Source organism: Pseudomonas sp. NPDC089918, assembly GCF_050280605.1.
Lineage (GTDB): Bacteria > Pseudomonadota > Gammaproteobacteria > Pseudomonadales > Pseudomonadaceae > Aquipseudomonas.
In genome coordinates, this window is record NZ_JBNNVP010000020.1 from 23639 (window position 1) to 43141 (window position 19503).

Genomic DNA, 19503 nt, shown 5'->3' on the forward strand with positions numbered 1-19503 from the left:
TTGCGTAATCCTTAACACTGAATGTTGAGTGATGCGGGTATTTCCCGAGGCCGGTAGTGTTTATCATGGCCGATTGCCACGTCGGGTAAATGGCGTTGTGCAAAGTTACCTACTATCAAGGAGTTGTAGATGAACTTTTCCTTTGTCGCGAAGGCGTCGGTGTTGTTGCTGTTTCTCGGTAGCACGCTCTATGTGCACTTGCGTGGCAAGGCGCGTTTGCCGGTTCTGCGTCAGTTCGTCAATCATTCGGCCCTGTTCGCACCTTATAACGCCCTGATGTACCTGTTCTCCAGCGTGCCATCCAAACCCTACCTGGACCGCAGCAAGTTCCCCGAACTGGATGTGCTCAGGGACAATTGGGAAGTTATTCGCGACGAAGCCATGCACTTGTTCGACGAGGGCTACATTCGCGCTGCCGAAAAGAACAACGACGCCGGTTTCGGTTCATTCTTCAAGAAGGGCTGGAAGCGTTTCTACCTCAAGTGGTATGACAAACCCCTGCCGTCGGCCGAAACCTTGTGCCCGAAAACCGTGGCGTTGGTCAGCAGTATTCCCAGCGTCAAAGGCGCCATGTTTGCGCTACTGCCCGGTGGCAGTCACCTCAACCCGCATCGCGATCCGTTCGCCGGTTCTTTGCGTTATCACTTGGGGCTGTCGACACCGAACTCCGATCATTGCCGCATCTTCGTCGATGGTCAGGTCTATGCCTGGCGTGATGGGGAAGACGTGATGTTCGATGAAACCTACGTGCACTGGGTCAAGAACGAAACCGAGCAAACCCGGGTCATCCTGTTTTGCGACATCGAGCGACCGATGAGCAACCGCCTCATGACCGGTATCAACCGCTGGATCAGCGGCTTGCTGGGGCGCGCCACGGCACCCCAGAACCTTGACGATGAACGCGTTGGCGGGATCAATCAGGCCTATGCCTGGAGTAAGAACTTCAGCGACAAGTTCAGCGGTGTGGTCAAACAGTGGAAGCGTCGTAATCCCAAGGCTTACCGCGTACTGCGGCCGGTGCTGGCGGTGGTGGTGTTGGCGTTGTTGGGGTATTGGCTGTTTGGGTGAGACCGATTACTGAGCGACCTGTGGCGAGGGGGCTTGCCCCCGTTGGGTCGCGAAGCGGCCCCAAAAAACAACGATCCCATCTCTTTCAGAACCAATGCAATGCCTGGTTCACGACTGCTTCGCAGCCGAACGGGGGCGAGCCCCCTCGCCACAGGGATCGTGTCAGGTTCCTGTTTCTCGGCTCTGACGTTAACTCATTGCAATCCATGTCACACGCTGGTTATAGTCGGCCCTCGGTGGTTTCCCGAACCACCCTTTCACCCATCAAAAAAGATCAGCCCATGCCAGCTTCCCCCATCAACGCGGTAGTCGATTCAGCGGTCAACGCTGGCGTCTTGCCGTGCGGGAATCAGCAGCCTGCGCAGATCAGTCATTACCCCCCACCTGTCAGTAGCACGCCGGTGTGCGCAGTCGTATCACCGCCAGGCGTTGGCTTCTCGGGCTGATCAGCTTTTTTCTGCTGTTCCTGTGCCCATCTGAAAAAGCGCCTGAAAAAACTACTGAATTTCAGCTTCGGCTGAGTTGGCTTTGTGCCTGACTACAGGTGGTATTCATGTTTGTCCTTTCGAAAAAATCCGCGCTCGCGGCGGCGTCCACGAGCCTGTTCGTTTTGCTGTGGAGCAGCGGGGCGATCTTCTCCAAATGGGGGTTGGCGCACGCATCACCCTTCGCCTTTTTGCTGATTCGTTTCGCCATCGCCCTGTGCGGGCTGGTGCTGTTGATGCCGTTGCTCAAGCTGAAACTACCCAAGGGCGGCAAGCCGATGTTGTATGCAATGGCCACAGGCGTGGTGTTGCTGGGGGCTTATCAGATTTTCTATCTGCTGGCCCTGGACCTGAAGGTCACCCCCGGCATGATGGCAACCATCATGGGCGTGCAACCGATTCTCACCGTAGTGATCATGGAGCGGCACCGATCAATAAGCCGGATCTTCGGTCTTGCGCTAGGCCTGGCCGGGTTGATTATGGTGGTTTACCAAGGCATCGGTCTGGCCGGCATGTCATTGGCTGGCATGCTCTTCGGTCTGTTGGCGCTGGCGAGCATGACGTTCGGCTCGATCATGCAGAAACGCATCACCGATAATCCTCTCGGCACACTGCCGGTGCAGTATCTGGCGGGGTTGTTGCTCTGCGGGATCTTCGTACCGTTCCAGCCGTTTCAATTCGAACACAGCACAGGGTTCATCGTGCCGGTGTTGTGGATGGGGTTGGTGGTATCAGTGCTGGCGACGCTGCTGCTGTATCGGCTGATCGCCCGGGGCAATCTGGTGAATGTCACCAGTCTGTTTTACCTGGTGCCGGCGGTGACGGCGGTGATGGATTACCTGATCTTTGGCAACCGACTGGCGGCGTTGAGCCTGCTGGGAATGGGGCTGATCATCGTTGGCCTGGTGTTTGTGTTCCGTAAGAGCGCTTGAAACCGAAAGGCCGCTCCAGGCACAGCTCCTGCACTGGATCTTCGTCGTAACACCGATCCAGTGTAGGAGCTGGCGTAGCCTGCGATCTTTTCGGGGCTGCCGGAGAGCAAGATCAAAAGATCGCAGCCTTCGGCAGCTCCTACAGGGGGAATGCATTTCCGGTGTAGGAGCGAGGCTTGCCCGCGAAGGCGTCATCAGCAACACCACATCACTACCTGGCAACCACCTCAGGCGCCTTCACCACTGCCGGCTTCAACACCAGCCACAACGCCAGCGCAATCAACACCCCGCCATAAAGGTGCGCCATCGACAGCGGCTCATCCAGCAACAGCGCCCCCCACAACACGCCGAACGGCGGGATCATGAAGGTCACGGTCATCGATTTCACCGGGCCAACCGACGTCAGCAAACGGAAATAAATAATGTAGGCAAAGGCTGTGCAGACCAAACCCAACCCCAGCAACGACAGCCAGACACTCCAGCCGCCCCAGCTCACCGGTGGCTGGCTGATCACGCTGTAGCCAAACAACGGCAGCAACAACAACGTCGCGCCGAGCATGCTGCCCAGCGCCGAAAGGCGACTGTCGAGACCCCCGGCATGGTCGAGCCAGCGCCGGGCGAGGAACCCGGCAAAGCCATAGCAGGTGGTGGCCATCAGGCACGCGAGTGCGCCCATCAGCAGTTCCATGTTGAACGCCACCGGCCCGGCGCGGGTGAGGATGCCCACGCCGAACAGGCCGAGAAAGACGCCGCCCAACTTGGCGGCGGTGAGTTTTTCATGGAAGAACAATCCGCCGATCAGCACACCCATCAGCGGCGTGGTGGCGTTGAAAATCGCCGAGTAACCGGCCGGCAGCACCTGGGCGGCCACGGAATAGAGGGTCGCTGGAATCCCGGAGTTAATCATCCCCAGCAGCATCACCGTCTTGAATTTGCCTTTGAAATCCCAGCTGATGCGCATCAGTCCAAGGATCACCAGCAGCCCGACGGCGGCAATCGACACGCGAAAAAAAGCAGTGGGGATTGTGCCAATCACTGGGGCAATAACGCGCATGAACAGAAAACTCGCACCCCAAATGGCGGCAAGCGACAACATACGCAGGATATCGACGGGGTTCACAGCGCTTTCCTTCCTTGATTGGCGCGCAAGTGTCGCGCCAGTCAGGGCGCAAGGCAATGGTTGCGTTGCGTCACACAGGGCCACTAAGCTCAGGCTCCAACGACAAGAACAGCCGCCGAGGTTTTACCTATGCCGCAGCAATGGCCAGCCGCCGACATCGCCCGAATGATCCTCGATGGCTTTGACGATTACCGCGAGCATTTCCGTCAGATCACCGACGGCGCCCGAGCCCGTTTCGAGCAGGCCCAATGGCAGGAGACGCAAGTCGCGTCGGCGGCGCGGATCAACCTCTACGAAGAAAAGGTCGGCGAAACGGTAGGGCGCTTGCATGCTTCGTTCGAGACCGATGTGCTGATGGACGTCAGCAACTGGCCGCTGGTCAAAAGCGCTTACATCAGCCTGATCGACCTGCGCTTCGACGATGAACTGTCCGAGACCTGGTACAACTCGATTTTCTGCGGCCTGTTCAGCCACGACCTGATCAGCGATGGCTGCATGTTCATTCACACCACGCGGCCGAGCCTGCGCCGCGCCCGGGCCGCGCAAACCCGCACCTACAAGCCGCAGGGGCAGTTGTCCGGCATGCTCACGAGCATCTTTGCCGACTACCGCTTCAGCGAAGATTACGCCGATCTGGCCGGCGACCTGCGTCGCCTCGAAGCGCAATTGCGCGAGAACCTGCCGGACTGGGTCTGCAAGGACCCGGAGCTGAGCGTCGAACTGTTTTCCTCGGTGCTTTACCGCAACAAGGGCGCCTATCTGGTGGGGCGCATTTACACCCCCGACGAGCAATGGCCACTGGTGATTCCGCTGCTGCACCGCGAAGGCCGGGGCATCCAGATCGATGCGCTGATCACTGACGAGGCGGAGGTGTCGATCATCTTCTCCTTCACCCGTTCGTACTTCATGGTCGATGTGCCGGTGCCGGCGGAATTCATCGGCTTTCTCAAACGCATCCTGCCGGGCAAGCACATCGCCGAGCTGTACACCTCGATCGGTTTCTACAAGCATGGCAAGTCCGAGTTTTACCGGGCGCTGATCAATCACCTGGCCAACACTGACGACCAGTTCATCATGGCCCCCGGCGTGCGCGGCATGGTCATGAGCGTGTTTACCCTGCCGGGCTTCAACACCGTCTTCAAGATCATCAAGGACCGCTTCTCGCCGTCGAAAAACGTCGACCGCGCCACTGTGATCGAAAAGTATCGCCTGGTGAAAAGCGTCGACCGGGTCGGGCGGATGGCCGACACCCAGGAGTTCGCCGACTTCCGTTTCCCCTTGAGCAAGTTCGAGCCGGCATGCCTGGAAGAGTTGCTCGAAGTGGCCGCGTCCACGGTCTCGGTGGAGGACGATACGGTGCTGATTCGTCACTGCTGGACCGAACGCCGGATGACGCCGTTGAACCTTTATCTGGAACACGCCAACGAGGCGCAGGTTCGCGAGGCGCTGGAGGATTACGGTCTGGCGATCAAGCAACTGGCGGCGGCGAACATTTTCCCCGGCGACATGTTGCTGAAGAATTTTGGCGTCACCCGTCACGGTCGTGTGGTGTTTTATGACTACGACGAGATCTGTTTCCTGACCGAAGCCAACTTCCGCCACATCCCGCAACCGCGTACACCGGAAGACGAAATGGCTTCCGAGCCTTGGTATTCGATCGGGCCGCTGGATGTGTTTCCTGAAGAGTTTCCACCGTTTCTGTTTGCCGATTCGGGGCAACGGCGGTTGTTCGATCAGTTGCACGGTGAGTTGTACAACGCCGATTACTGGAAGAGCCTGCAGGAGGCTATTCGGGCGGGGAAGGTGATTGATGTGTTCCCGTATCGGCGCAAGGGCCTCGATAACGAGTAGCCCGCACCTGACACTGATCATTCCCACGCTCCGCGTGGGAATGCCTCCCCGGACGCTCCGCGTCCGCTCTTGGGACGCAGAGCGTCCCTTGCTGCATTCCCACGCAGAGCGTGGGAACGATCACATGGGGGCGCAAATCTGCGACAATCCGCCCCCTGCGCCACTAGACGACTTTTGCGTACCTGATGACTGACGAATCGCCTTCAATCGACAAATTGCTGAAAAACCTCGATCACGCCATGCTCGCCGACCGCCACCGGCTGCGGCGGCAGTTGCTGGAGCTGCGCAAGAAACCTGACGAGGCCAAACTGGCCCAGTGGGTGACGCGCACGCAGGCGTCTTGCGATCAGGTGTTGGCGCGGCGCGCCAGCCTGCCGGTGATTCGTTACGACGACAGCCTGCCAATCGCCGCCAAGCGCGACGAAATCAAAGAGGCGCTGCTCAAGCATCAGGTGCTGATCATTGCCGGCGAAACCGGGTCGGGTAAAACCACCCAGTTGCCGAAGATCTGCCTGGAAATCGGTCGCGGCCAGCACGGCCTGATCGGCCACACCCAGCCCCGTCGAATCGCCGCCCGCAGCGTGGCGAGCCGGGTCGCCGAAGAACTGGCGACGCCGTTGGGCGCGTTGGTCGGCTATCAGGTGCGGTTCGAGGATCAGAGCGATTCCAACACCCTGATCAAACTGATGACCGACGGCATCCTGCTGGCGGAAACCCAGAACGACCGCTACCTCGAACGCTACGACACGATCATCGTCGACGAAGCCCATGAACGCAGCCTGAACATCGACTTCCTGCTCGGTTACCTGAAAACCCTGTTGCCGCGTCGTCCGGACCTGAAAGTCATCATCACCTCGGCCACCATCGACCTGGAGCGTTTCTCCAAGCACTTCGATGATGCGCCGATCGTCGAGGTCTCCGGTCGTACCTTCCCGGTAGAAACCTGGTACCGCCCGCTGACCCTGGAGCAGGACGAGGAGGGCAACCGCGTCGAGGATGACCTGACCGTGGATCAGGCGATTCTCGCCACCCTCGACGAGATTGCCGCGTTCGAACGCAGCGAGCGCAAGAGCCCCGGCGACGTGCTGGTGTTCCTGCCCGGCGAGCGCGAGATTCGTGATGCCGCCGACATGCTGCGCAAGGCCCAGCTCAAACACACCGAGATTCTGCCGTTGTACGCGCGGCTGTCGCCGGCCGAGCAGCAGCGGATTTTCCAGTCTCACCCTGGACGTCGCGTGGTACTGGCGACCAACGTCGCCGAAACCTCGCTGACGGTGCCGGGCATCCGTTACGTGATCGACAGTGGCACCGCGCGCATCAGTCGTTACAGCTACCGCGCGAAGGTGCAACGCCTGCCCATCGAAGCGATTTCCCAGGCCAGTGCCAACCAGCGTAAAGGCCGTTGCGGGCGGGTCGAACCGGGCATTTGCATCCGCCTCTATAGCGAAGAAGATTTCATCGGCCGCCCGGAATTTACCGACCCGGAAATCCTGCGTACCAACCTCGCGGCGGTGATTTTGCAGATGCTCCATCTGCGCCTCGGCGAGATCACCGATTTCCCGTTTATCGAGCCGCCGGATGGCAAGGCCATCAGCGATGGTTTCAACCTGCTGCAAGAACTCTCGGCGGTGGACCGCAACAGTCAGTTGACGCCGCTTGGTCGCCAGCTGGCACGGCTGCCTGTGGACCCGCGCATGGGCCGCATGCTGCTGGAAGCAGCGAAACTTGGCAGCTTGCAGGAAGTGCTGATCGTCGCCAGTGCCATGTCGATTCAGGACCCCCGCGAACGTCCGCCGGAGCGTCAGCAAGCGGCCGATCAGGCTCACGCGCAATGGAAGGACGTGGATTCGGACTTCGCCGGGCTGGTCAATCTGTGGCGTGGTTTTGAAGAGCAACGCCAGGCCTTGACCGCCAGCCCGCTGCGTAACTGGTGCCGCAAGAATTTTCTGAATTACCTGCGCCTGCGCGAGTGGCGCGACTCCCATCGCCAGTTGAGCCTGATCTGTCGCGACATGCAGCTGAGCCTCAACAAAGAACCGGCGGATTACCCGAAACTGCACAAAGCCGTGTTGTCCGGATTGCTCAGCCAGATCGGCCAGAAAACCGAAGACGGCGATTACCTCGGTGCCCGTCAGCGGCGCTTCTGGATTCACCCGTCGTCCGGCCTTGGCAAGAAGCGTCCGCAATGGCTGATGACCGCCGAACTGGTGGAAACCACCAAACTCTACGCGCGGATGGTCGCCAAGATCGACGCCGACTGGATCGAGCCGCTGGCCGGGCACTTGATCAAGAAAAACCACTTCGAACCCCATTGGGAGAAGAAGCGCGGTCAGGTCGTGGCCTTCGAGCAAATCACCCTGTTCGGGCTGATCGTGGTCGGGCGCCGGCCGGTGCATTACGGGCCGATTGACCCGGTGGTGTCTCGTGAGTTTTTTATTCGCGAAGGTCTGGTGCGCGGCGAGATTCAATCCAAGGCCAAGTGTTTGTCTGCCAATGCACAGTTGCTGGAACAGCTCGACGAACTGGAAGCCAAGGCGCGCCGCCGCGACATCCTCGCCGACGAAGAAACCTTGTTCGCCTTCTACGATGCGCGACTGCCAGCAGAGATTCACCAGACTGCGACCTTCGACAGTTGGTACCGGGTCAACAGTCAGAAAGACCCGCAGCTGCTGATCATGCGCGAAGAAGACGTGCTGGCCCGCGAAGCCAGCGAAGTCACCGCCGCGCATTACCCGGACACCCTGCACATCGGTGATCTGGAACTGGCGCTGAGTTATCACTTTGAACCCAACCATCCTCGCGACGGCGTGACCTTGCGCGTGCCGGCGCCGCTGTTGCCGATGCTGCCGCCGGAACGACTGGAATGGCTGGTGCCGGGCGTGATCGAGGCCAAGTGCATTGCGCTGGTGCGCAACCTGCCTAAAGCGTTGCGCAAGAATTTCGTGCCGGTGCCGGACTTCGTCAAAGCCGCCTTGCAGCGCATCACGTTTGCCGAGGGCTCGTTGCCTCTGGCGCTGGGCCGCGAGTTATTGCGCATGACTGGTGCGCGGGTCAGCGATGAGGCGTGGGCCGAAGCGTCGCAACAGGTCGAAAGTCATTTGCGGATGAACCTGGAAATCGTCGACGGTCAGGGCAAGTTCCTCGGCGAAGGCCGTGACCTGGCCGAGCTGACCGCACGCTTTGCCGAGGCGAGCCAGGCTGCGTTGGCGGTGCCGCAAACGGCGAAGAGCCAACAACCGGTGGAGCCGAAAGTCTTTGCCGCCGTGGCCGAGAAAACCCAGCAGAAAATCGCCGGGCTATCGATGACGGTGTATCCGGCGCTGGTGGAAGAGGGCGGCACAGTCAAGGAAGGTCGATTCTCGACCCCGGCCGAAGCCGAGTTCCAGCATCGCCGGGCCTTGCAGCGCTTGCTGATGCAGCAATTGGCGGAACCGGCGAAGTTCCTGCGCGGCAAGTTGCCGGGGCTGACCGAGTTGGGCCTGATGTACCGCGACATGGGGCGAGTCGACAGCCTGGTGGAAGACATTCTGCTGGCCAGTCTCGACAGCTGCATTCTCGAGGGCGAAGACCCGTTGCCACGCGATGGCGCCGGGCTGGCGTCGCTGGCCGAGCGCAAACGTGGCGGCTGGACCGAGCACGCCGAACGGTTGGCCAAGCTGACGCTGGAGATTCTCAAGCTCTGGCACGGCCTGCAAAAACGCTTCAAGGGCAAGATCGACCTGGCGCAAGCCGTGGCCTTGAACGACATCAAGCAGCAGCTCAGCCATCTGGTGTATCCGGGCTTCGTGCGTGAAACGCCGATGCTGTGGCTCAAGGAGCTGCCGCGTTATCTGAAAGCAGTCGAGCAGCGCTTCGAGAAAATCGGTGCGCAGGTACAGCGGGATCGGGTCTGGAGCGGCGAGTTGTCCGGCCTTTGGGCCCAATACCAGACCCGCGCCAACAAACACGCCCAGGAAGGCAAGCGCGATCCGCAGCTGGAACTCTATCGCTGGTGGCTGGAGGAATACCGGGTCTCGCTGTTCGCGCAGCAATTGGGGACCAAGGTGCCGATCTCCGACAAGCGCCTGAACAAGCAATGGAGCCAGGTCGAACCATAACCCCGGTGGGAGCGAGCTTTTGTGGCGAGGGGGCTTGCCCCCGTTGGGTGGCGAAGCCGCCCCAAACCTGCGGCCCCGGTGTATCAGGTATACCGAGTGCGTTGGTTTTACGACTGCTACGCAGCCGAACGGGGGCAAGCCCCCTCGCCACACCGGCTCCCACACGTATGCTGTGCTTTTGCAAAAGGCGCCAAAAGCCAGCGTTTATGGCAAACTTCGCGCCTATAAACGCCAGCCCCGCGGTTTTGAGCCTTCACGGGCCCGGGCGGATCGGAATAAAGCGATGCCAGGTTTGCGTCCGGACCTGGAATAGACCCTTTGTGTGTTGGTACGTCGGTGCCAGCGCTTTCTGCCTGAACGGATTAGAGAAACGACCATGCATAACGTCGTCATCAGCGGCACCGGCCTGTACACCCCGGCCAACAGCATTTCCAATGAAGAGCTGGTGCAGTCTTTCAACGCTTACGTCGCGCAGTTCAACGCCGACAACGCCGAAGCCATCGCGCGCGGCGAAGTCGAGGCATTGACCGAATCCAACGCGGCGTTTATCGAAAAAGCGTCCGGCATCAAAAGCCGCTTTGTCATGGACAAGGACGGCATTCTCGATCCGCAGCGCATGGCACCACGCCTGCCAGAACGTTCCAACGACGAGTGGTCAGTGCTTTGCCAGATGGCCATCGGCGCGGCCGAACAAGCCTTGCAGCGCGCCGGCAAGACCGCCGCTGACATCGACGGCGTAATCGTCGCCTGCTCCAACCTGCAACGCGCCTATCCGGCCATCGCCATCGAAGTCCAGGAAGCGCTGGGCATTCAGGGTTTCGGTTTCGACATGAACGTCGCCTGTTCCTCGGCGACCTTCGGCATCCAGGCAGCGGCCAACAGCGTGCAACTGGGCCAGGCTCGGGCGATCCTGATGGTCAACCCTGAAGTCTGCACCGGTCACTTGAATTTCCGCGACCGCGACAGCCATTTCATCTTCGGCGACGCCGCCACGGCGGTGATCATCGAGCGTGCGGATCTCGCGACGTCCAAGTACCAGTTCGACGTGGTCAGCACCAAACTGCTGACCAAGTTCTCCAACAACATCCGCAACAACTTCGGCTTCCTCAACCGCGCTGCGGAAGAGGGCATCGGTGCCCCCGACAAGCTGTTCGTCCAGGAAGGCCGCAAGGTGTTCCGCGATGTCTGCCCGATGGTCGCCGAGCTGATCGCCACGCACCTGGAAGAAAACCAGCTCAACGTCAGCGACGTGAAGCGCTTCTGGCTGCACCAGGCCAACCTCAGCATGAACCACTTGATCGTCAAGAAGCTGCTGGGCCGCGAAGCCACCGAAGAAGAAGCCCCGGTGATTCTCGACACCTATGCCAACACCAGTTCTGCCGGTTCGGTGATTTCGTTTCACAAGTATCAGGACGATCTGGTCAGCGGTTCGCTGGCGGTACTCAGCTCGTTCGGCGCCGGCTACTCGATTGGCAGCGTGATTCTGCGCAAGCGCTGATGCTTGTGTGGTGAGTGAGCTTGTGGTGAGTGGGCTGTTGTGGCGAGGGGGCTTGCCCCCGTTCGGCTGCGAAGCAGTCGTAAACCCATTACCGCGATTTGCCTGAATGTCCGCGCTGGCTGATTTTGGGGCGGCTTCGCCACCCAACGGGGGCAAGCCCCCTCGCCACCGAGCCCCCTCGCCACAATGTTGTCTGATGCTGGAACATCGATGGTTCTGAAACGAGGTTTGCATGGCCGCAGCTGACGACACCCTATTGCTCGAACGCCTGCTGGCGGGCGAGCAGAGGGCTTTCAAGGAACTGGTCAGCACTTACCAGAGCGCCATGCGCGCGGTGGCCTATGCCATCGTCGGCAACCGACATGTCGACGAGGTGGTACAGGATGCCTGGCTGTCGGTGGTGCGCAATCTCGGCGGGTTCGAGGGGCGTTCGAGCCTCAAGACCTGGCTGCTGACCATCACCGCCAACTCGGCCAAGAGCCGCTACAAGCAAAACCGCCGGGAAGTGCTGCTCGATGACCTGCCGTCGCCTCACGGCACCCTCGATGACGATCGTTTTTCATCGACTGATGGACATTGGCTGGTGGCGCCGTACGCCTGGCATCAGGACACGCCAGAGGCCCTGTTGACCGAAAACGAGCTGCGCGAATGTCTGGAGCACACGCTGCTCAGCCTGTCGGAACTGCAAAGCAGTGTTTTGCTGTTGCGTGAGCGACAGGGGTTGGAGCTGGAGGAGATCTGTAATCTTCTGGAGATCTCGCTCTCCAATGTTCGTGTGCTGCTGCATCGGGCACGGTTGAAGGTCTTTGCGACCGTGGAGCATTTTGAGGAAACCGGCGAATGTTGACCTGCAAGGAACAAGTGGCGCGCTCCAGTGATTATCTCGATGGCCAGTTGAGTTTTCGAGAGCGACTGATGGTGCGGCATCATTTGATGTTCTGCCCTAATTGCCGGCGGTTCATTCGGCAGATGCGGTTGATGCAGGCCACCCTGAAAGTGATGCCCGAGCCGCCTGTGCCTGACCTGGATGCGCTGGCTGAGCGACTCGCCAAGGAACATTTGAAGAACAAACCGTAGTTTTTCCGCCCGTAACATATCCCTTCAGCCGCTCTGGTTTGCGGCTTGCAGCTCATCCCTTTTCTGTTATTTCGATTCGAAGTAAAAAAGTTCCCCTGTCATAAAATCTTTATCTATCAGCAACCCGGCTGAAATACCCCGCCTCCAAGATTCCCTCCCAACACAAGCGGGCCAGACCCGCGTGTTTCCAAGCTACAGACCACCAATTAGGGGAACTCTTCGATGATCCGTAAGCACTTCGCCGGTTTTGCCGCCAGCGTATTGGCCATGGCAGTAACCGCCCAGGCTTTCGCTGGCACCGTCACCACTGACGGCGCCGATATCGTAGTCAAAACCAAGGGCGGCCTCGAAGTCGCCACCACCGATAAAGAATTCAGCTTCAAACTCGGCGGTCGCTTGCAGGCTGACTACAGCCAGTTCGATGGTGTCTACACCAAAAACGGTGATACCGCTGACGCTGCCTACATCCGTCGTGGCTTCCTGGAGCTGTCTGGTGTGCTGTACACGGATTGGGCTTACACCATCAACTACGACTTCTCCCACAACAGCGGTGATTCCGATAACGGTTACTTCGACGAAGCGTCGTTGGCCTACAACGGCTTCAAACCGGTCTCGATCAAAGTCGGTCGTTTCGACCCGGACTTCGGCCTGGAAAAAGCCACCAGCTCCAAGTGGGTCACTGCGCCAGAACGCAACATGGCGTACGACATGGTCGATTGGGCGAACAGCCACCAGAATGGTCTGGGCCTGCAAGCCTCCAGCACCTTCGCTGATTCGTTCTACGCTTCCGCCGGCGTGTTCAGCAAAGACACCGACGATACCGATGGCAACAGCGTTAAACAGGTCAACGGCCGTTTTGTCTTCGCGCCGATGCATGACGCCGGCAATGTGCTGCACTTCGGTGTGAACGTCGCGTCCCGTGATGTCTCCGACACGGCCTTCGATTCGCGTTATCGCACCCGCATGGGCATGCGTGGCGTTGAAACCCTCGGCGGCAACGATGCCGGCACCAACGGCAACCGTCCGGTGCTGGGTGGCAGTTCCACATCACCTGCCGGCTCTTATGACCGTGACGACGCTGTCGGCCTGGAAGCCGCATTCGCCATGGGCCCGGCCTCGATCCAGGGTGAATACGTCGCCCGCAAAACCAAGGCCGATGCCAGCAACCTTGAAGACATCAAGGGTCACGGTTTCTACGTTCAGGGTGCCTACACCCTCACCGGCGAAGCCCGTGGCTATAAAGTCGGCAAGTTCGACGCGATCAAGCCAGCCAACAAATCCATCGGCGCCTGGGAGCTGTTCTATCGTTACGACAGCCTGACCGTCGAAGACGACAACATCACCACCGCCAGCCTGACCCGCGATGTCGGCGATGCCGAAGCCCAAGTGCATACCCTGGGTGTCAACTGGTACGCCAACGAAGCGGTGAAAATCACTGGCGCCTACCTCAAGGCCAAGACGGACAACGTGACCAACGCCACTGCGGCCAGCGGCACGACGCCTGCCCGTCGCACCGGTGATGACAGCGGTGACGGCTTCGTGGTCCGCGCTCAATACGTGTTCTAAATTGCGGTAAACGCTGTAAGAGCTCTTTCTTCATCCGTTAAAGCTCCTCTCGTTTAACCCCGCTTCGGCGGGGTTTTTTTTGTTTCGGGTTAGGCAATCAGATAAGCGATACTCCTCCCATCTGTAGAAAATGATGGTCGGGGATACTGATGCCGCTGCAACGTCTGGAAAGTCTGTCCGAAATCGCGCCGCACACCTGGGACGCGCTGGTACCGGAAACTCAGCCGTTTCTGCGTCATGCCTTTCTGAGCGCGCTGGAAGACAGCGCCAGCCTCGGCCCGCATTCCGGCTGGCAGCCCGAGCATCTGTTGCATGTTGAAGGCGATCGTCTGATCGCCGCGCTGCCCAGTTACCGCAAATGGCATTCCTACGGCGAGTACGTGTTCGACCATGCCTGGGCCGAAGCCTGTGAGCGTGCCGGCATCGACTACTACCCCAAGTTGTTGACGGCGGTACCGTTCAGCCCGGTCAGCGGGCCGCGATTGCTGGCGGCGACGATCGAGGACGGTTTCGAGCTCCTGCAGAGCCTGCCGGGTTACCTTGAGATCGAAGGACTCTCCAGCGCGCATATCAACTTCACCGATCCATTCACCGACGCGGCATTGGCCGAACAGCCTGGCTGGTTGCAGCGCATTGGCTGTCAGTACCACTGGCAGAATCGCGGCTATCGGGATTTTCAGGACTTCCTCGACGCCCTCAGTTCGCGCAAGCGCAAGCAAATGCGCAAGGAGCGTGAGCAAGTGGCGGGGCAGGGCATCGACTTCGAATGGCTGGAAGGACGGCAACTGGATCAGGCGCAGTGGGACTTTGTGTATGCCTGCTACGCCAATACCTACGCGGTGCGTCGGCAGGCGCCGTACCTGACGCGGGAGTTTTTCAGTCTGTTGGCCGAGCGCATGCCGGAGTCGATCCGTGTAGTGCTAGCCAAGCAAGGTTCACGACCGGTGGCCATGGCCTTCAGTCTGGTCGGTGGCGACAGCTTCTATGGCCGTTACTGGGGCTGCCTGGCGGAGTTCGATCGTTTGCACTTCGAGACCTGTTTCTATCAAGGCATGGATTACGCGATTGCCAACGGCTTTCAGCGTTTTGACGCCGGCGCTCAGGGCGAGCACAAGTTGATTCGAGGCTTTGAACCGGTGATCACCCATTCCTGGCATTACCTGCGACACCCGGGCTTGAAGGCGGCGGTGAAAGACTTCCTTGAGCGTGAGCGGGTCGGGGTCATGGGGTATGCAGAAGAAGCGAAGACTGCCTTGCCTTACCGGCAAGGCTGATCTTCGCGTTATGTCCCTTGTCAGCTGTCTTCTTTGCCCAGCCAGCGATACATCACACCGCCGATGACCGCACCCAGAATCGGCGCCAGCCAGAACAGCCACAGTTGTTGAATCGCCCAACCGCCGACAATCAGCGCCGGGCCCGTACTGCGGGCCGGGTTGACCGAGGTGTTGGTGACCGGAATCGAGATCAAGTGGATCAGGGTCAGCGCCAGGCCGATGGCGATGGGCGCCAGCCCGGCCGGCGCGCGTTTATCGGTGGAGCCGAGAATGATCAGGATGAACATGGCGGTCATCACCAGTTCACTGACAAACCCCGCCGCCATCGAGTAGCCGCCGGGCGAGTGTTCGCCGTAGCCATTGGATGCAAGGCCGCTGGCCAGTTCGAAGCCGGGTTTGCCGCTGGCGATGAAGTACAGCAGGGCCGCTGCGATGATCCCGCCAATCACTTGGGCGATGATGTAGGCGGGCAGTTCTTTGGCAGGAAATCGTCCGCCGACGACCAGCCCGACCGACACTGCAGGGTTGAGATGGCAGCCCGAAATGTGGCCGATAGCGAAGGCCATCGTCAGCACCGTCAAACCGAATGCCAGGGACACCCCCAGTAAACCGATCCCCACGTCTGGAAACGCCGCCGCCAGGACCGCACTGCCGCACCCCCCTAACACCAACCAGAACGTCCCCACCAATTCTGTAGCCGAACGTTTGAACAAAGACATAGCGAGTTTCCCTGTCGAGATAACACTGTCGTTGTGCATCCAGCAGATGGACTACTCCAGAACCTTTGCTGAGTACAGCAGGGTTTGAATGAAATTCCAGTGACCATAAAAACCGCCGGAGCCTGTGTCTAAAGGGTTGTGGCGGTTCGCTGATCTAATGTGTGCGGGCTTATGTGGCGAGGGGGCTCGCCCCCGTTCGGCTGCGAAGCAGTCGCAAATCCGGCGTATGCGGTATGCCTGGCTGAACGAGGGGGGCAGGGTTTAGGACTGCTTCGCAGTCCAACGGGGGCAAGCCCCCTCGCCACATGAGCCCGCTCCCACAGTGGCTAGTCATCGTGTCAGTAGAGACTGTCCCGCACTCTCGCCGGTGCTTCCCGGTCATACGCTTCGGCATCGAACTGCCCATCGTTCAGGCGCTTGTGAAACGCCCCGGCGGTCGGCAGCGCAGAGCGTTCGAGGTGTTTGTGCGGGTTCCACAGATCCGAACGCACAATCGCTTTCGAGCAGTGGAAATACGCTGCTTGCACCGTCACCAGCATCACCGTGCGCGCCGGTTTGCCATTGACTGCAAAACTCTCCAGCAACTCGGGCTCGGCGCTGATCTGCGCCGTGCCGTTGACCCGCAGTGTCTCGCCGATCCCCGGGATGATGAACAGCAGCGATACTCGCGAATCGAGCACGACATTGCGCAGCGTGTCTATACGGTTGTTGCCCGGTCGATCCGGAATCGCCAGCGTGTGTTCATCGACGATCCGCACGAAACCCGGCGTATCGCCACGCGGCGAACCGTCCATGCCGTCGGGGCCGACCGAGCTGATTATCACCAGTGGCGAGGCGCGGACCATCGCCTGATAGTCCTCGTTCAGAAACGGGATCTGCTTGCGCACCGCGCGGTCATGGGGCAGGCCGTAGATCGCTTCCAGCGCTTCGATTGAATTCAACATCGTTCATCCCTCTACGAATCAGAAAACCAACCCCATCCGCCGTTCATAACCGATCCGGCCTTTGTACGCTTCGCCGCTGTCGACAAAGCCATATTTGGCATACAGCGCGATGGCCGACTCATTGTCTGCATCCACCGACAACTCCAGCCCTTTGATTTCCGGCCAGGCCTGGCGCGCAACCTCGGGCAGGGCTTGCAGGCAGGCTTTGCCATAGCCTTTGCCCTGGGCGCGGCGATCGACTTGCAGGGCGTGCAGGGTGGCGCTGTGTTCATTGGCCCAGGCCGGCAGCACTGGCGGGCGCTTGAGCAGCAGGAAGGCCACCGGAACATCCTCCACCAGTAGCGCAAAGCCTTTGACGCCAGGGCCCGGTTTGGACAGCAAAGTGTGCAACGCACCATGAATGTCGCCGGAGAATTTGATTTGTTCGGCGTGGATTTCGATGGCCTCGACCTGTTGGCGCTGCAGGGCGTTCAGGCTTTCGTAAGGCACGAGTCGGGCTGTCACTGGAGTGTCCTTTTTCCAACGGAAATGAGCTTCGGATTCTAGCGAATTTGCTCCCATGGATTATTTTTATTTCGGTTGTCGATTTGGCTTTTCGCCAGACGACTAAGGGTGTCTTCAACAAAAAACCACGGAGAACCATCATGAATGCTCAGACACAAATTCATAACCTGATCGAGAACTATCGCCAGGCGGTCATCGCCAAGGACGTGGAAAAGGTCATGGCCCTGTACGCCGACGACATCGTCTCCTTCGATGCGGTCAAAGCCCTGCAGTTCAAGGGCAAGGCGGCCTACCGTGCGCATTGGCAGGAATGCATGGAGATGTGCCCTGGCCCGCACATTTTCGAGTTCCACGAGATCGACATCGTGCCGTCGCAGGAGATCGCTTTCGCGCACTGGCTGGCACATTGCGGCGGCACCAATGAGAAGGGTGAAACCCAGGCCTGCTGGATGCGCGTCACCGCGTGCTACCGCCAGGAAGCGGGGCTATGGCAAATCGTCCACGAACACTGGTCGGCACCGTTCGACATGACGAGCGGCGCGGTGCTGTTCAACCTGGAACCCTGATCGTCGGGCTGATCGTCTGGAAAGGGCGCCAAAATGCCAATCCGCAGCCATAGTTGATCCGTTCGATCAGGGCAAAGCCCCAAAGAAATGGAGAGCCCCCATGAAGTATTTATGCCTGGTCTACAGTAACGAGCACGAATTGCACTCGCTGCCCGAAAGCCCCCAGGACGCCGAGTGCATGGCCTACGCCGAGTCGATCCAGGGCAGTGGGCGGATGCTCGCCGCCGAAGCGCTGGAGTCGGTGCAGACCGCGACCACCGTGCGCATGCGCAACGGCAAGATGTTGATCACCGATGGCCCGTTCGCTGAAACCAAGGAGCAGTTGGCCGGTTTCTACCTGATTGATGCCAAGGACCTCAATGAAGCCCTCCAGGTCGCCGGCAACATCCCGGCGGCCCGGGTCGGCTGTGTCGAGGTGCGGCCCGTTCGCCAGCTCAATCCCTGAATAACCAGCACAACAGGAGTTCTTTCATGAGTCTGCCACCCCTGCAACGAATGCCCGTCGAAGGCATGCCGCACTGATGTCCGGCGAGTCGGTACAGGCGCGAGTCGAGCAGGTCTACCGCGAAGATTCGCGGCGGATTCTGGCGACTCTGATCCGTCTGCTCGGCGATTTCGACCTCGCCGAAGAAGCGCTGCACGAGGCGTTCTTCGTCGCGGTCGAACGCTGGCAGCGTGACGGTGTGCCGGACAACCCGCGCACCTGGCTGGTGTCCACCGGGCGTTTCAAGGCCATCGATGTGTTGCGTCGGCGCGCGCGTTTTAATGCGTCCCGGCCGATGTTGATCGCTCAACTGGAAGAGCTGGAGCAGGCTGACTGGAGTGATGAAGATGTGGAAGACGATCGCTTGCGGCTGATCTTCACCTGTTGTCACCCGGCACTGGCGGCGGATGCTCAAGTGCCGTTGACCCTGCGTGAAGTCTGCGACCTGACCACCGAAGAAATCGCCCGGGCCTTTCTCTCGGCGCCGGCCACCATCGCCCAACGCATCGTGCGGGCCAAGGCGAAGATTCGTGACGCGAAAATCCCTTATCAGGTGCCCACCCTGACGGAACTGCCTGAACGTCTCGACAGCGTGCTGCGGGTGATTTACCTGGTGTTCAACGAAGGCTACTCGGCGTCTATCGGCAACGAATTGACCCGCGAAGACCTGACGCGTGAAGCGATTCGTCTCGGTCGGTTGTTGATGGAATTGCTACCCGAACCGGAGGTGATGGGGCTGCTGGCGCTGATGCTGTTGCACGAATCCCGGCGCCCGGCCAGGACCTCATCGAGTGGTGAACTGATTGTGCTGGATGAACAGGATCGCTCGTTGTGGGACGCCGAACTGATTGCCGAAGGCTGTGCACTGGTGGAACGGGCGCTGACAACGCGGCGCTTCGGGCCATATTGCCTGCAAGCGGCGATTGCGGCGGTGCACGCCGAAGCACCGACGGCCGCGGAGACGGACTGGCCGCAGATAGTCGGTCTGTATGACGTGCTGCTGCGGGCCGTGCCATCACCGGTGATCGAACTCAACCGCGCGGCGGCGCTGGCCAAGCGCGATGGCCCGCAGGCCGGGTTGATGTTGATCGAAGGGATTCTGGCGCGGGGCGAATTGCTGGATTACCACCTGGCGCATTCGGCGCGGGCAGAGTTTTACCGGCAGTTGGGGAGGGTGGAAGAGGCGCGAGCGGCGTATGAGCGGGCGCTGGAATTGACGCAGCAAGTGCCGGAGCGGCGGTTTATTGAGGGGCGGCTGCGGGCGTTGGAGTGATGTGATTTCACCGGCCCCATCGCGAGCAGGCTCGCTCCCACAGTG

At 60.0% G+C, this 19503-nt stretch carries 16 protein-coding genes; 12 read left to right on the forward strand and 4 right to left on the reverse strand.

What is annotated here, in order from left to right:
- The first annotated feature begins 129 nt into the window (after window positions 1–129).
- Both ACQKPC_RS15860 and ACQKPC_RS15865 read left to right on the forward strand, forming a co-directional pair.
- The gene (locus tag ACQKPC_RS15860) at window positions 130–1068 is read left to right on the forward strand and encodes an aspartyl/asparaginyl beta-hydroxylase domain-containing protein (RefSeq protein WP_427625471.1); all 939 of its coding nucleotides are present in this window, start codon (window positions 130–132) and stop codon (window positions 1066–1068) included.
- A 553-nt stretch (window positions 1069–1621) separates the two neighbouring features.
- Window positions 1622–2485, forward strand: coding sequence for a DMT family transporter (locus tag ACQKPC_RS15865; protein WP_427625472.1), 864 nt, complete (start codon window positions 1622–1624; stop codon window positions 2483–2485).
- Window positions 2486–2696: 211 nt separating this feature from the next.
- On the opposite strand, the gene ACQKPC_RS15870 is transcribed toward ACQKPC_RS15865, so the two are convergent.
- A complete protein-coding gene (locus ACQKPC_RS15870) occupies window positions 2697–3605 on the reverse strand; it encodes a DMT family transporter (RefSeq protein ID WP_427625473.1) in 909 nt (302 codons plus the stop codon).
- 129 nt (window positions 3606–3734) lie between these two features.
- Here ACQKPC_RS15870 and aceK point away from each other — a divergent pair, with 129 nt between their 5' ends.
- From aceK to ACQKPC_RS15905, 7 genes are all read left to right on the forward strand, one after another.
- A complete protein-coding gene (aceK, locus tag ACQKPC_RS15875) occupies window positions 3735–5456 on the forward strand; it encodes a bifunctional isocitrate dehydrogenase kinase/phosphatase (RefSeq protein WP_008071935.1) in 1722 nt (573 codons plus the stop codon).
- Window positions 5457–5641: 185 nt separating this feature from the next.
- A complete protein-coding gene (gene hrpA, locus ACQKPC_RS15880; RefSeq protein ID WP_427625474.1) occupies window positions 5642–9553 on the forward strand; it encodes an ATP-dependent RNA helicase HrpA in 3912 nt (1303 codons plus the stop codon).
- Window positions 9554–9929: 376 nt separating this feature from the next.
- On the forward strand, window positions 9930–11051 hold the full coding sequence (locus tag ACQKPC_RS15885; protein ID WP_427625475.1) for a beta-ketoacyl-ACP synthase III: 1122 nt from the start codon (window positions 9930–9932) through the stop codon (window positions 11049–11051).
- Between the two features lie 232 nt (window positions 11052–11283).
- Window positions 11284–11898, forward strand: a complete 615-nt coding sequence (locus ACQKPC_RS15890) for an RNA polymerase sigma factor (protein ID WP_007898730.1) — start codon at window positions 11284–11286, stop codon at window positions 11896–11898.
- The gene (locus ACQKPC_RS15895) at window positions 11892–12128 is read left to right on the forward strand and encodes an anti-sigma factor family protein (RefSeq protein ID WP_427625476.1); all 237 of its coding nucleotides are present in this window, start codon (window positions 11892–11894) and stop codon (window positions 12126–12128) included. Before ACQKPC_RS15890 ends, ACQKPC_RS15895 begins: the two co-directional genes overlap by 7 nt.
- A gap of 222 nt (window positions 12129–12350) precedes the next feature.
- A complete protein-coding gene (locus ACQKPC_RS15900) occupies window positions 12351–13694 on the forward strand; it encodes an OprO/OprP family phosphate-selective porin (RefSeq protein ID WP_427625477.1) in 1344 nt (447 codons plus the stop codon).
- A 149-nt stretch (window positions 13695–13843) separates the two neighbouring features.
- On the forward strand, window positions 13844–14968 hold the full coding sequence (locus ACQKPC_RS15905; RefSeq protein ID WP_427625478.1) for a GNAT family N-acetyltransferase: 1125 nt from the start codon (window positions 13844–13846) through the stop codon (window positions 14966–14968).
- Window positions 14969–14988: 20 nt separating this feature from the next.
- Here the strand turns inward: ACQKPC_RS15905 and aqpZ are convergent, their stop codons facing one another.
- The 3 genes from aqpZ to ACQKPC_RS15920 all read right to left on the reverse strand — a co-directional run bounded on the left by aqpZ (window position 14989) and on the right by ACQKPC_RS15920 (window position 17135).
- A complete protein-coding gene (gene aqpZ / locus ACQKPC_RS15910) occupies window positions 14989–15687 on the reverse strand; it encodes an aquaporin Z (protein ID WP_008071923.1) in 699 nt (232 codons plus the stop codon).
- Window positions 15688–16025: 338 nt separating this feature from the next.
- The gene (locus tag ACQKPC_RS15915) at window positions 16026–16631 is read right to left on the reverse strand and encodes a pyridoxamine 5'-phosphate oxidase family protein (protein ID WP_427625479.1); all 606 of its coding nucleotides are present in this window, start codon (window positions 16629–16631) and stop codon (window positions 16026–16028) included.
- Window positions 16632–16649: 18 nt separating this feature from the next.
- A complete protein-coding gene (locus ACQKPC_RS15920; RefSeq protein ID WP_427625480.1) occupies window positions 16650–17135 on the reverse strand; it encodes a GNAT family N-acetyltransferase in 486 nt (161 codons plus the stop codon).
- Window positions 17136–17275: 140 nt separating this feature from the next.
- Here ACQKPC_RS15920 and ACQKPC_RS15925 point away from each other — a divergent pair, with 140 nt between their 5' ends.
- The 3 genes from ACQKPC_RS15925 to ACQKPC_RS15935 all read left to right on the forward strand — a co-directional run bounded on the left by ACQKPC_RS15925 (window position 17276) and on the right by ACQKPC_RS15935 (window position 19458).
- On the forward strand, window positions 17276–17701 hold the full coding sequence (locus tag ACQKPC_RS15925; RefSeq protein WP_427625481.1) for a YybH family protein: 426 nt from the start codon (window positions 17276–17278) through the stop codon (window positions 17699–17701).
- A 100-nt stretch (window positions 17702–17801) separates the two neighbouring features.
- Complete coding sequence (locus ACQKPC_RS15930) at window positions 17802–18146, forward strand: YciI family protein (protein WP_427625482.1); 345 nt, start codon at window positions 17802–17804, stop codon at window positions 18144–18146.
- A gap of 76 nt (window positions 18147–18222) precedes the next feature.
- On the forward strand, window positions 18223–19458 hold the full coding sequence (locus tag ACQKPC_RS15935; protein ID WP_427625483.1) for an RNA polymerase sigma factor: 1236 nt from the start codon (window positions 18223–18225) through the stop codon (window positions 19456–19458).
- Window positions 19459–19503 lie beyond the last annotated feature (45 nt).